12 protein-coding genes are annotated in these 13,814 nt (G+C 53.8%); 7 read left to right on the top strand and 5 right to left on the bottom strand.

The window, feature by feature from the left end; translation table 11 throughout:
• Positions 1 to 167: 167 nt before the first annotated feature.
• From KK078_RS08665 to KK078_RS08645, 5 genes are all read left to right on the top strand, one after another.
• Complete coding sequence (locus KK078_RS08665) at positions 168 to 365, top strand: hypothetical protein (protein ID WP_254089862.1); 198 nt, start codon at positions 168 to 170, stop codon at positions 363 to 365.
• Between the two features lie 22 nt (positions 366 to 387).
• A complete protein-coding gene (gene dapF, locus KK078_RS08660) occupies positions 388 to 1,161 on the top strand; it encodes a diaminopimelate epimerase (protein WP_254089861.1) in 774 nt (257 codons plus the stop codon).
• A 315-nt stretch (positions 1,162 to 1,476) separates the two neighbouring features.
• A complete protein-coding gene (secA, locus tag KK078_RS08655) occupies positions 1,477 to 4,866 on the top strand; it encodes a preprotein translocase subunit SecA (RefSeq protein WP_254089860.1) in 3,390 nt (1,129 codons plus the stop codon).
• Positions 4,867 to 4,885: 19 nt separating this feature from the next.
• Positions 4,886 to 5,404, top strand: a complete 519-nt coding sequence (locus KK078_RS08650) for an SPOR domain-containing protein (protein ID WP_254089859.1) — start codon at positions 4,886 to 4,888, stop codon at positions 5,402 to 5,404.
• 106 nt (positions 5,405 to 5,510) lie between these two features.
• Positions 5,511 to 8,003 (top strand): AsmA family protein, encoded by a 2,493-nt coding sequence (locus KK078_RS08645; RefSeq protein ID WP_254089858.1) that lies wholly within the window; start codon positions 5,511 to 5,513, stop codon positions 8,001 to 8,003.
• Between the two features lie 52 nt (positions 8,004 to 8,055).
• On the opposite strand, the gene KK078_RS08640 is transcribed toward KK078_RS08645, so the two are convergent.
• The 5 genes from KK078_RS08640 to KK078_RS08620 are packed head-to-tail and all read right to left on the bottom strand — an operon-like array spanning position 8,056 to position 12,740.
• Positions 8,056 to 10,707, bottom strand: a complete 2,652-nt coding sequence (locus KK078_RS08640) for a DUF5686 and carboxypeptidase regulatory-like domain-containing protein (protein WP_254089857.1) — start codon at positions 10,705 to 10,707, stop codon at positions 8,056 to 8,058.
• A gap of 13 nt (positions 10,708 to 10,720) precedes the next feature.
• Entirely contained in the window at positions 10,721 to 11,299 is a 579-nt protein-coding gene (gene nadD, locus KK078_RS08635; RefSeq protein ID WP_254089856.1) for a nicotinate (nicotinamide) nucleotide adenylyltransferase, read from the bottom strand.
• Positions 11,300 to 11,304: 5 nt separating this feature from the next.
• The gene (gmk, locus tag KK078_RS08630) at positions 11,305 to 11,877 is read right to left on the bottom strand and encodes a guanylate kinase (protein WP_254090002.1); all 573 of its coding nucleotides are present in this window, start codon (positions 11,875 to 11,877) and stop codon (positions 11,305 to 11,307) included.
• Positions 11,874 to 12,122: a zf-HC2 domain-containing protein gene (locus KK078_RS08625; protein ID WP_254089855.1), complete on the bottom strand. Its 249-nt coding sequence runs from the start codon at positions 12,120 to 12,122 to the stop codon at positions 11,874 to 11,876. Before KK078_RS08625 ends, gmk begins: the two co-directional genes overlap by 4 nt.
• A 27-nt stretch (positions 12,123 to 12,149) precedes the next feature.
• Positions 12,150 to 12,740: a sigma-70 family RNA polymerase sigma factor gene (locus KK078_RS08620; protein ID WP_254089854.1), complete on the bottom strand. Its 591-nt coding sequence runs from the start codon at positions 12,738 to 12,740 to the stop codon at positions 12,150 to 12,152.
• A gap of 94 nt (positions 12,741 to 12,834) precedes the next feature.
• Between KK078_RS08620 and KK078_RS08615 the strand changes: the two genes are divergently transcribed.
• Both KK078_RS08615 and KK078_RS08610 read left to right on the top strand, forming a co-directional pair.
• Entirely contained in the window at positions 12,835 to 13,401 is a 567-nt protein-coding gene (locus KK078_RS08615) for an RNA polymerase sigma factor (RefSeq protein WP_254089853.1), read from the top strand.
• Positions 13,394 to 13,573 carry a hypothetical protein gene (locus KK078_RS08610; RefSeq protein ID WP_254089852.1) on the top strand — a complete coding sequence of 60 codons (180 nt, stop codon included), beginning with the start codon at positions 13,394 to 13,396 and terminating at the stop codon, positions 13,571 to 13,573. Before KK078_RS08615 ends, KK078_RS08610 begins: the two co-directional genes overlap by 8 nt.
• Positions 13,574 to 13,814: the final 241 nt, after the last annotated feature.

The following is a 13,814-nucleotide window of genomic DNA, read 5'->3' as shown; positions in this document are numbered from 1 at the left end:
TTCCGGTATACCGGCAGACTAAACAATGGCGTGAATTCGTCTCTATTTGAGAGACGTCAGGTTGAGCAAGATGCTCCGTGCGCGCGCAAGGCACAATTTCTGCCGGTTGGCGATTTGGCAGCGAACCTCTACCTTTACATTTCTGTTAAGCTTTAATAACAGTGACTATGCTACGATTCCTTCTAATAATTGGCCTGATTTCGTACGTTTTCTACAAAATAGGTTCATTCTTCTTCCGAGCCGGTGCTGCCGCACAGGAGCTGAAGAACTATAAGGATCAGCACAAAAATGCCGATTCGTACAAAAAAACGAAGAAACGCGGCGTGAAAGGCGGCGAATACGTAGACTACGAAGAGATCAAATAAGCCCGTTTTCCGGGAGGCATTCATGAGACTTCATTTTTATAAATACCAGGCAACGGGAAACGATTTTGTCGTGTTGGACAACCGCGCCGGCTACCTCAAGCTTAGCCAGGACCAGATCGCGCGTATTTGCCACCGCAAGTTTGGCGTCGGGGCCGATGGCCTGATGCTCATCGAAAAACATCCGTCCCTGCACTTTCACCTGGAATATTATAATAGCGACGGCTCGCAAAGCCTGTGTGGCAATGGCAGCCGCGCAGCGGTACACATGGCTGCGCACCTGGGCCTGCTCGACAAGGCGGCCACCTTTCAGGCCTACGACGGCCCGCACGATGCCGAGCTCCTGCCCTCCGGTATCATCCGTCTGCGCATGGGTGACGTAAAAGGCCATACCCGGCACGGCGACGACTATTTCATTCACACCGGCTCTCCCCACTATGTGCGTTTTGTAGACGATGTTCAGGCGTACCCCGTGGTAGAAGAAGGCCGCAAGATCCGCTACAGCGACCCGTTCAAACCGGGCGGTACGAATGTCAACATGGTACAACGGCTGCCAAACAACACGCTTTTTGTCCGCACGTACGAGCGCGGCGTGGAAGACGAAACACTGTCGTGCGGTACCGGCATTACGGCGGCGGCACTGGCGGCAGCCCTGGAAGGATACTCCTCACCCGTAGCGATCAAAGCGCTGGGCGGCGAGCTGTCGGTAGAGTTTACCCGCGCGGCCGACGGCAGCTTTACCGATGTCTATCTCATCGGCCCCGCGCAATGCGTCTTTGAAGGCGACGTGGAAGTTTAGCGCTCAGCAAAAGCTGACATAATTTCCCATTTCCCCAAAAACCGTCCGAGTGTAGGAACATCAGCCGCGGCACGCCGGTCCCCTTGGCATGTTTCTGATTTTTTTGGTGTCGTTCCTGCCAAAATGATCTTTAAAGAAGCGTTGGAACTGTTATTGCTCCCCCTGAAATCTCAAAAAACAATTTAACTTTAAGCCCCCTAACCAGGGGCTGATCGTTCTTTGTCATCCGTTTTTCTACCCACCGGTTTGGCCGTGATACGCTACCGTGGGTAAACTGCGGCGGGCACAGAACGGTGAAAGTATAACGATCATTATATGCTGAAATTCATTGCCAAGATCTTCGGAACGAAGTCAGAAAAAGACATCAAGCGCATCATGCCGCTGGTGGAACAAACCAAGCAGGAAGGTGAGAAGCTGAAATCGCTTAGCAACGATGCTTTACGGGCCGAAACCAAGAATATCCAGAACTTCATCAACCAGGAGCTGCGCGGCATCGACGATAAGCTCGCGGCCCTGCACCAACAGATCGCCGACAATCCCGACCTGGAGATCACCGACAAGGAGGCCATTTTCACCCAGATCGACGAGATGGAAGCGACACGGAACAAGGACCTCGAAAAAGTATTGATGAAGGTGCTCCCCAAGGCGTTTGCCATCGTACGCGAGACCGCGCGCCGCTTTAAGGAGAACGACTACCTGGAAGTAACCGCCCAGGACTTTGATATACAGTTTGCCGCCGGCCGTGAGCACATCAGGATCGAAGGCGACAAGGCCCGCTGGGCCAACCAGTGGATCGCCGCCGGCACCCTGCAGAAGTGGGAGATGGTGCACTACGACGTACAGATCATCGGCGGTATCGTACTGCACGAAGGCAAGATCGCCGAGATGGCCACCGGGGAAGGTAAGACACTGGTCGCTACCCTGCCGGCCTTCCTCAACGCCCTGGCCAAGCGCGGTGTGCACATCGTTACGGTGAACAACTACCTGGCCACCCGCGACAGCGAATGGATGGCGCCGATCTTCCAGTTCCACGGCATTACGATAGACTGTATCGACAAGCACGAGCCCAACTCCTCCGCCCGCCGCAACGCCTACCGCGCCGACATTACCTACGGTACCAACAACGAATTTGGCTTCGACTACCTGCGCGACAACATGGCGCGCGAGCCCGAAGATCTCGTGCAACGCAAGCATCACTATGCCATGGTCGACGAAGTGGACTCCGTACTCATCGACGAAGCCCGTACGCCGCTCATCATCTCCGGCCCCGTACCCCGCGGCGACGAGCATGAATTCTACGACCTCAAGCCCCGCATCTTCAAGCTGGTGGAAGCCCAGAAGAAGCTGGTCAACGAATACCTCAACACCGCCCGTAAGCTGATGACCGAAGGCAATGAAAAGGACGGCGGTTTACCGCTATTCCGCGCCCACCGCGCCATGCCCAAGCACAAGCCGCTGATCAAGTTCCTGAGCGAAGCCGGCAACAAAGCCATTCTGCAAAAGACAGAGAACTATTACCTCCAGGACAACAAACGCAACATGCCGGAGGCCGACGCTCCGCTGTACTTCGTCATCGACGAGAAGGACAACAGCGTGGAGCTGACCGAAAAGGGCATCGACCTCATCACCGGCGAAGGTGAAGACCCGAGATTCTTCATTCTGCCCGAGATCGGCACCGAGCTGTCGAAGCTCGAGAAAGAAGCCGGCCTGGACGACGCCACGCGCCTGCAGCGCAAGGAAGAGCTCATCCGCGACTATCAAACCAAAACACAACGCATCCACAGCGTAAACCAGCTGTTGAAAGCGTATACGCTGTTTGAAAAAGATACCGAATACATCCTGGTCGACGGCAAAGTAAAGATCGTAGACGAGCAAACCGGTCGTGTCCTCGACGGCCGCCGTTACTCCGACGGTCTGCACCAGGCGATCGAAGCCAAGGAAAACGTAAAGGTGGAAGATGCCACCCAGACCTACGCCACCATTACCCTGCAGAATTACTTCCGCATGTATCACAAGCTGGCCGGTATGACCGGTACGGCCGAAACAGAAGCGGGCGAGCTGTGGGATATCTACAAGCTGGACGTGGTCGTGATCCCTACCAACAAACAGGCTGTACGGAAAGACTACGACGACCTGGTCTATAAGACCATGCGTGAGAAGTTCAACGCCGTCATTGACGACATCGTCAAGCTGACCGGCGAAGGACGCCCCGTGCTGGTGGGTACAACGTCTGTCGAAATTTCGGAGGTGGTAAGCCGTCTGTTGCAGATGCGCAAGATCAAACACCAGGTGTTGAACGCCAAGCAGCACCAACGCGAAGCCGAAATTGTAGCCGAAGCCGGTAAGCCGGGTACCGTAACGATCGCCACCAACATGGCCGGTCGTGGTACCGACATCAAGCTTACGCCCGAATCGCGTGCCGCCGGCGGCCTGGCCATCATCGGTACGGAGCGTCACGAGTCGCGGCGTGTAGACCGCCAGCTGCGTGGCCGTTCGGGTCGCCAGGGTGACCCGGGTACCTCGCAGTTCTACGTATCGCTGGAAGACAACCTCATGCGTCTGTTCATGCCCGAGCGCATTGCCCGCATCATGGACAAACTCGGTCTCAAAGAAGGCGAAGTGATCCAGCACTCGATGGTGACCAGCTCGATCGAACGCGCGCAAAAGAAAGTAGAAGAGAACAACTTCGGCACGCGTAAGCGCCTGCTGGAATACGATAACGTCATGAACTCGCAGCGCGAGGTGATCTACAAGCGCCGTCGCAACGCCCTGTTCGGCGAGCGCCTGGAGCTCGATATCCTGACGATGCTGAACGATACATCCGAAGACATGGCCATCAACGCCAAGAACGCGGCCGATTACGAGAGCCTTCGCCTGAGCGCCCTGGGCACCTTCGGCCTGGACTACGACGTTACCGAAGAGGCCTTTAACAAGATGAATGAGAAACAGTTGGCCGACGACCTGTATCACAAGGCTCTGGAACGTTATCACAAGAAAAACAAGCTGATGGCCGAGCGTGCCCTGCCGGGCTTTACCGAGCTGCACCGCACACGTGGCGCCACCATTGAAAACGTGCTCGTGCATGTAACCGATGGCCAGAAGCAGATCGGCGTGGTCGCCAACCTCAACAAATGCATCGAGTCGAAGAACGCCGAGTTCATCAAGGCGATGGAGAAGGTCATTACCCTGAACATCATCGACCAGCAATGGAAAGAGCACCTGCGCGAGATGGACGACCTGAAGCAGTCGGTACAAAATGCCGTATACGAGCAGAAGGATCCGCTCCTGATCTACAAGTTCTCGGGCTTTGACCTGTTCAAACGCTTTGTGGCCAAGGTGAACGAAGACACCATCTCTTTCCTGTCGAAGGCTGATTTCCCCACACAAGAGCAGGAGCAGCAAGTACAGGAAGCCCGTATACAACGCAGCAAAGTGCGCCTGAACGAGCAGAAAGAAGAGTCGCGCTCGTTGCTCAGCGGCGGCGGTGGCAACGGCGAGACCCGCGAGGGCGGCACCGGCAACGGCCGCGCGCAGGCACCGTATGAAAGACCGCAGGAGAAGGTAATGCCGGCCAAATCAGAGAAGGTTGCCAACCGTAACGACAAAGTAAGCGTGCAATATCCCGACGGCCGCGTACTGCGCGACGTAAAGTATAAGAAAGTGGAAGAGGACATCGCCAACAACCGCTGCATCATAATTGAATAGCATGCACCTGTCAAAAGGAATGATCTATACGTCTTGCATCCTGCTGCTGGCAGGGTGCAAGACTACCCAAAAAACGACCAGCAGCACTTCGCAGGACAGCAAATACACAGAAGACCTTTCCGTGTGGCGCCCGAAGGCTGAGCCGGCCACTGCCACATCCGTTACAACGCCCACGACCACCGGCACCACCCCGGAGGACCGCAAAACGCAGCCGTATACCGAGGCGCGGTTTGCTATAAACCGGCAGCTGGACACCGTGCTGGACAGCATCGACCAGACCAACCGGAGCCGTCGCTACATTGACGGGTTCACCATTCAGGTGTACTCCGGGCGTCGCGAAGAGGCCCTGAACGCCAAAAAACAATTGGCCACTTCTCTCCCCAGACTGGAATCGGAAGTACAGTTCACCGAACCGATCTTTCGCGTCAAGGTGGGCAAATACTACAGCCGCATGGAGGCCCAGCAAGACTATACGGCCGTAAAACGCTATTTTCCGGCTGCTATCCTCATTCCGGAAAAGATCTCCCTGAACGAGTAATTGCGCCCCTGGGGGGCCACCGGGCTGACTTTACAGCTTTCTATCCACCTGTCTTTCTGTGGTTTGAATTTTGCCATGTATTTTTGGCAAAACATTTTTTAAGCTTTTGAAGACAGTCCGGAAAATATTTTTTTATCTCGTCCTGGCCCTCGCCGTGCTGTTACTCTCCCTCACGGCATCGGTGTTCCTGTTCAAGGACAAGATCATTCGTCAGTTTATCGAAGAGGCCAACAAGAGCCTGCAGACACCGGTCAGGATCGGCCAGATGGATGTCTCGGTATTCGAGAAGTTTCCGCAGATCTCCATCGTGCTGCGCGACGTGTACGTCGAAGACAGCCACCCCGGGCAATACCCCCTGTTGACAGCCTCCACCATCGCCTTTCAGCTACACCCCCTCGAGCTCTGGCGCGGCAAGTATACCATTCGCGGCGTACAGATCCACAACAGCGAAACAAACCTGCGCATCGATGCCAAAGGGCAAAACAACTATACCATCTTTAAAGCCACCGACGACAAAACCGCCGTGGGCGGCGGCGGTGTGACCTTTGAGCTGAACCACGTCGACCTGAAGAAAACACGCTTTCATTATGTCGATCTGCACCACCACAAAAACATGACCTTTACCAGCGAGGTGCTGGATGCGTCTATCCACTCCGAGCAGAACGTCTACAGCATTCAAGCGCATGGACAGCTTACTACCGAAACGCTCGACATCGAGGGAGCCTCGTACCTGGCAGGAAAGGATTTTACGATCGACAGCGACCTGCGCTACGACGACCAGAACCGGTTGCTGACCATCCAGCCCTCCACGTTGGAGCTGAAGCGATCTTCGTTTGCCGTGCAGGGCAGCTATGGGTGGAAGGACGATAATGTGGTGGATCTGAAGGTAGACGGACAGGATACCGATATTCAAACGATCGTCTCCCTGTTGCCAGAGTCGGCAACCCGCGGACTGGAAAAGTACCAGAGCAAGGGCGATGTATATTTCTCCTCCACACTGAAAGGGGTTATCGGCCGGCATAAGAGCCCTGCCTTTTCCGTGAAGTTCGGATTCGACAATGCCACCATCTATCACCCCGAATACAGGTCGCGGATCGAAGGCGCTACGATGGAAGGCTCCTTCGCCAGCGCTGATATCAGCGACGTGTCGGGGGCTACGCTGGTGTTGAAGAACGTACAAGGCAAACTCAACAACGAGTCTTTTGTAGCCGATTTCGTGCTGCAGAACTTTAGCGACCCCGAGGTGATCTGTCATTTTAAAGGACGTGTGGATGCAGGGTCGTTGCTGGACTTCTACCCCGTGGAAAATATCACCGATGTGTCGGGCCTCCTCCTCGCCGATGTGTCCTTTCAGGGCCGCGTAGGATTGCTCAAGCGTCGCGCTACGGCGCAGAAGGTATCTACGCAGGGCACGATCGAGCTGCAGGATATCCGCCTGAAATTCGGTGCAGGCAAGATCCCGCTGGACGGCCTGCGCGGCAACCTGCAGTTCAGCAACAATGACCTGGCCCTGAGCAATGTGTCGGGCAAGCTGGGCAACAGCGACTTCCTGCTGAACGGCTTTTTTAAGAACATCATTACCTTCCTGCTGTTTGAAAACCAGCCCATCGGCATCGAAACGGACCTCAAGTCCAACTACATCGACATGAATCAACTGCTGGCGATAGGCTTTGGGCAACCCACGGGCCAGCAGGAGCAAGAGTATGCCTTCAGCATTTCGAAAAACATCAACCTCAACTTCAACTGCGATGTAAAGGGATTGGCGTATAAACGTTTTCACGCTACCAACCTGAAGGGTGACTTGCTGGTGAAAAACGAGATGGCCGTATCGCGAAATATAACGTTGCACACCATGGGGGGAGACATGATGCTGTCAGGCATTATCGACGCAAAGAATAAACAGGCGATCAACGTCGTGAGTACATGCAAAGTGAACGGTGTATATCTCGACAGCGCTTTCTATGTCTTTGAAAACTTCCAGCAGCGCTTTATCGAAGACAAACACCTGCGCGGACGGGCGTATGCCGACGTGAACCTGGAAATGGCGTTGAAGCCAAGCTTACGGTTATTCCCGGAGACCCTGATCGCCGACATCGGCGTGGCCATCAAAGGCGGCGAGCTCAACAACTTCGAGCCCATGCAGAAGCTGAACCGGTATGTGAACGACCAGGAGCTTAGTCACCTGCGCTTTTCGGATATCAAGAACGACATCCACATAGAGAACAAGACGATCTATATACCACAAATGGAGATCCGCACCAACGTAACCAGCCTTCGGGTGAGCGGCACCCATACCTTTGACCAGCAGATCGACTACCGCGTGATCACGCCCCTGCGCCTGGCCCGGCAGCGGGATCCGGAAGCACTCCAGGCGGTAGAAGAGGATGCTTCGGGCAGTAAGTTATATCTGAAGATCACGGGCACGGCGGATAACTATCGTGTGCAGTATGATACCGATGCGGTGAAGAAGAAGATCGTATCCGATTTGAAGAATGAGGTGAAGGAGCTGAAGGATGCATTTAAGAATAAGGGCACGCAGAAGAAGAAAGAGGCGGAGCTGGAGAAGGATGCATATTTTGAATGGGACGATCAACCGTAATGATCGCTGGCGTTTGCTCTTGCGCCAGCAGTAATGCGCGCCGGCAATCTTTTTAATTATCAGAGAAATTAACTGTTAAGTAGCTCGCGATCCCCACGCGAAACCCATAGTCGCGATACTGACCATCCTGGAACGACACCGCGCCTTCCAGGCGGAAGAAGCGCAGGATGCCATCAATAGAGTAGCCTACTTCCGTATAGTTTTGAGAAGTTGGCGTAGCCAGGTAGTTAACAAATATATTCTCCCGGATCCCCATCATACGCACAAATGGGAAGCTCGTAACAAGAAACCTGCGGAATTGGTAATACACATTGCCCGCCAGGTAACGGTCGGGGGTTGAATAGGTGTAATACTCCAGCAAGCGGAAGCTTCCGACGGGGTCGGTGGTGCTGAAAGGCGTCCGGTTGCCGAGGAAGTGCTTGTAGTCCATGAAGTACATGCGACGGTCGTTTAAGAACGTGCCGGCGCGTACCGCAAAATGCAGCCGCCCGCGTACGCCAATATCAAAGGCATGCTTAGCCCCTACTTCCAACTGATCGAAGTCGACATCGCTGCCAAGCAGGTCGGAGATTCCTTTTCTGTACGTAAAGCTCAACGTCGGCGACGAGTTCTCCACCTCGTATCGCTGGCGATTGCGGATGCGATACTTCAGCCAGGGCCGTGTTACGACGCTGACCGATGCGGTCACGGCTTCATGATCGGGAAAAGACGTATCGGGCAGCTCGGCGTTTACCGGAATATTAGAAGTATAGTCTTCAATGCTCTTACGGTCTACCCATTTATAGTCTGTTGTGTTTTGCAGCATGTGGCGGCGTTGCCACGACGCCGTGCCTTCCACCGACACAAAGTCGCTGAGGTTGCGGCGGTATAATACATCGACATAGCGGCGTTCATACAGCTTCATGAGGTTCTCCTCCAGCAGCAGCGTCATGAAGTCGTTTACGATGGGCAGGATCGGCTCGTCGGCATTGTATTGACGCACGTACCGGCCGCCCTCTACCTCGAATCGGTATACTTTGTTGCGCAGCATAAACTTCAGGTTGCCGGAGGCTACCTTGCGCGAGAAGGCATAGCGGAAGGCGGGGGTAATGCTGAGCCGCGTTTTGTTGGTATCCTGTAGAATGGTGCCGAACGATACTTTGTATACCACGTTCCAACCCTCCACCGTGTTAAAGCCCGGCATGGGGAAGTGTATTTTGAAATGGGAATGTTTGGAAACCTTGTAACTGTCGCCGATCAATAAATCCCAGGGTTGGAAGCCGGCGTGCTTAGACTGCTTCAGCGTGTCGCCGGCCTCTTTGCGGGCTTCGATCTCGGCGGTGCTGTCCGACTTTTGGTAGCCTTTTACCTCCTCCGGCGTCAGCGGCACGGGGCGGATCGACGCCCAGTAGGTCGAGTCTTTTTTAAAGGCCGCGCTGTCGACCTCAAAGACGGTTTCCGAAATGACCTCAGGCTCTTTTTGCTGGCGCAGCTCCTGCTTTTCATAGTCCTTCATGATCGTCTTCAATTCCTTGCGGGTGATCTCCTTGCCAGACGATAGTCGTTCCTGTAACTGCTTGACGTTGTCGGGCGCACGACGCGGGGCCGCGGCCCTGGCCTGACGCGCTTCCTGCTTGTGGATTTTCTCATCCACCACTTCCATCTTATCGGTCTCCACGTAGAGGGCAGGGTTGAGTTTGATCTTGTAATCGCTTACCGTGGCGAGATATTTATACTCGAACTCGAAACCAAACACCTTGCCATCCACCCGGAACTGGTGCGACACCGGCAGCCAGGCCTTGTCTTCAATGGGCGCATAGACCGCTTTGATATAGATGTCTATGCCCAGGCGGGTGGTATGGATGTCCATGCTGTGGATGCTCCACCAGTCCTCGACGATATTGAAAACGCCGTCCACGACGTTGTCCCCTTTTACACGCGGCGTGACCTTGATGCGGCTGACGGAGTAGTCGCGATCCTGGAATGTGCCGAGGTATTCGAATTTATAGTATGAAAAAGCACGCGGCGACAGCGGCGATACGGTCTCGGCAATTTCGGGTTCGTAAAAGCTGCCGAAGATGTATTGGTTGGGCGAGGTATTGTTGTCTTTGCCGTCGCTGCGGATGGAGATCACTTTCTCTTCAAACTTCTTGGGGCGGGTGTATTTCACGTCACTCACGGACTCCGAGATATACACCCGGCCTTTTTCGATGCCTTCTTTTTGCAGGGTCTTCTTCGCCAGCCAGGGGTAGTCTTTCAGTTTGCCAGCGCCTTTGATGTATACCCGGGCGGAATAGCCGTCGAGCTGCTGGGTATGGTACTTCGCTTTGGCGATCGCCTTGCGCATGATCGTATAGGCAGGGTCCTCCTTACCGTCCTGCACCACGACCGTGGGCAACACCGTGGCCTGCGGTTTGAGGGTAACGTTTACGTCGCGAAGATCGTTGTCAATGTCAATGATGCGCACGGCGGTCTCGTAGCCCAGGTATTGGTATATTATTTCGTAGTGACCCGAGTCGAGCGCCACTTCATACATGCCGTTTTCGTTGGAGGTAGTGCCGGTGCCGATCTGTCGCACAAAGATGGTGGCATAGGGCAAGGGCTTGCCGGTCTCGTCTTGCAGCGTACCGCGAATGCCTTGCGCATAGCCGGGTAGCGAAAGCATGACAATGCCCACCAGGAGGCAAAGGGTTTTAGGACGGGCCCTCTTGGGTAAAAAAAACATACAACCGGGGTTATTAGTGCTCCTGGTAAAATCCTTTTGCTCGAATCATTTCCTCCACCACATCCGGAACCAGATAACGAATAGATTGCTTGTTTCTGATGCAATTCCGAATGAAAGTGGCAGAAATATCCAACAGCGGGGCTTCCACGAAGGTAATGTTAGGATGCGAAACCGGCTGCGAAAGTTGCACGTTAGGCCGGCGATACACGTATAAACCGTAGTCTTCCAGGATGCGCTCGTGATTTTTCCATTTGGTAAAGGACGCCAGGTTGTCTTCGCCCAGGATCACTTTAAACTCGGTGTCGGGATGTCGCTCGCGCAGGTGTACCAGGGTGTGGATGGTATAGCTGGGCTTGGGCAGGTGGAACTCGACGTCGGATACTTCCAGCAAATAATTATCGTGGATGGCGGCGCGCACCATGTCGTACCGGTCGAACTCGTGCAGCAGCCCTTTGCTGGACTTAAACGGGTTGAGCGGCGACACGACAAACCACACTTTCTTCAGGTCCGTAGCCCCCACCATGAGGTTGGCAATGATGAGGTGCCCCATGTGTATGGGATTAAAGGAACCAAAGAAGAGTCCGATCTTCACCGGTATTAGTGCGTTTTAAAATCGTCGTAGAGCTTTTGCGCTTCGCGCAGCGATGTGTCGAGGGTTTCGTTCACCAGCACCTGGTCGAACTTATCCTGAAAGGACATTTCAAACTGTGCTTTGAACAAGCGGCGGGAGAGGCTTTCGGGAGATTCTGTACCCCGATCGTTGAGACGGGTCTTGAGGATTTCCAGGGAGGGGACTTTTACAAAAATAGCGAGGGCCTTGTCTCCGAAATATTTTTTGAGCGCAAGACCGCCTTTTACATCGACGTCAAAGATCACGTCCTTGCCTTCTTTCCAGATGCGCTCGATCTCCGACTTGAGGGTACCGTAGAAATTACCTTCATATACTTCTTCCCATTCGATAAACTCGTCGGCATCGATGCGTTTCTTGAATTCGTCGGGGCTGAGGAAGTAATAGTCCTGACCGTGTGCTTCGGTGCGGCCACGTTTATCACGGGTGGAGGCCGAAATGGAAAAACCCAATGAGGGATTGTTTTGGAGCAGGTGTTTTACGATAGTGGTTTTTCCTGAGCCCGACGGGGCGCAGAAGATCAACGCTTTGCCCGCCATTATCGCGACAGTTTTTCAGTGCACTTGCTCTTAATGCTTTCGATGAGATCCTGCGGAGCCTCCTGGCAGCATTTCGCTTTCAACAACTGGCGGATAGCGACCTCGAGGTGGTAGTTCTTATAGCAGGGTAAACATTCTTCCAGATGATGTTCCAGAAACTCGGTTCGCTGCTCGGGGGTCGCTTCGCCATCCAGAATAGCCTGGAGCATTTTAAGACATTCGTTCTTTTCAGGACAGTCTTGCTTCATATAACTCTTATCTGAATCCATTTGATTTTAGACGGTTTTATAACCCATTTCTTTCGCGTACTCACTTAGTTTTTCCTTCAGCAGGTTACGGGCTCTGTGAAGTCTGCTACGAACGGTTCCGATTGGTATATCCAGTATCTTCGCCATTTCCTCGTACTTGAAACCTTCCAGGTCGCATAGTATAATGACCGTCCTGAAATCAACGTCAAGAGCATTCAACGCATTGGATATCTCATCGCCGATCATGTCTTTCAGCGCCTCCACACGCAGATCCGGCGTAATTTGCCTGTCTACCTCCTCAGAGTTATAATAGCTCTCAACTTCCTGGTAGTCTACCTTGGAAGGTTCTTTGCTCTTCTTCCGGTAGTCATTGATGAAGCTGTTCTTCAAAATCCGAAACAGCCATGCCTTCGCATTAGTTCCTTGCTGAAATGAATCTATAAAACGATACGCCTTTAAATACGTATCTTGTAACAGGTCTTTTGCATCGTCGGCGTCTAAGGTCAGGCGATAGGCAAAGTTGTACATGGCGTTTATGTGCGGCATAAACTCATCGTTGAAGATGTGCTGCCTTTCGGCGTCTGTATATTGTTGTTTCGGGAGTTCTTGTTCTTCCATAATGCGGTCTTAAAAATAGCAAAAAAGCACAACGTGTGTACCTTCTTGTCATAACATTCAAAACGCCCACGTTTTTTTACTATTTTTCAACCCCATGCCGGAGGCCACGCACCATTTAAAAAATAGCTCTGACGACACCCTGTTGGCCTTGTACCGAAAGGAGGGCAATCTGGAAGTGGCCGGCGAGCTGTACAACCGGTACATGCCCCTGGTGTACGGCGTCTGCCTCAAGTACCTGAAGGATCGGGAAGAGAGCCGCGACGCCGTCATGCAGTTGTTTGAAAAACTGGTCACGGTACTGCGCGAGCACGACATCGCCAACTTTAAAAGCTGGCTGTATGTCACCGCCCGCAACCACTGCCTGATGCAGCTGCGGGCCCGGAAAAGCCGGCAGCAGAAAGAAATGCCGGACTTTTTTATGGAAAATGAGCTGGCCCTGCATCCGGAAGAGGCACCAGAAACCGAAGCAAATCTCAGTAGATTAGAGAAATGCATCGAAACACTGGCCGCTGAACAGAAACAGTGCGTACAATTGTTTTATCTAAAGCAACTGTGTTATAAAGAAATCTCGCAGGTAACGGGTTTTGAGGATAATCGTGTGAAAAGCTACATCCAAAACGGCAAGCGGAACCTGAAGATCTGCATGGAACAACATGGCTGACGACCATCACGATATCGAACGGTACCTGAACGGCGAGCTTTCGCCGGCAGAAATGCACGCCCTGGAGAAAAAGGCGCTGTACGACCCCTTCCTGGCCGACGCGCTGGAGGGCGCGGCCCAGCTTGCCCCGGCCGAGCTGTCGGCCGACCTGCAGCAGCTGCAGAACTCGTAGCGCCAGGGCGCGCAAAAAAACGCCTCCGGCGTATCGCTGCGCATCTGGTCGTTGCGCATCGCCGCCACGCTATTGCTGCTGACCGTCGCCACGGCCATCATCGTGCGCGTGGTCTCGACCGAAGACCAACGCCTGGCCCTGCAGGAACAACCCAAGCCACGCCGGGAAGAAGCCCTCGCCCCAGCCCAGCCAGCCACAGACTCCGTTGTGCCATCCGCTCCCCAGACGCCCCGGAAGGACG

Source organism: Dawidia soli (genome assembly GCF_018598185.1).
Taxonomy (GTDB): Bacteria; Bacteroidota; Bacteroidia; order Cytophagales; family Cyclobacteriaceae; genus Ohtaekwangia; species Ohtaekwangia soli.
The sequence above is the reverse complement of the archived record's forward strand: the minus strand, read 5'-3'. Positions and strand labels throughout refer to the sequence as shown.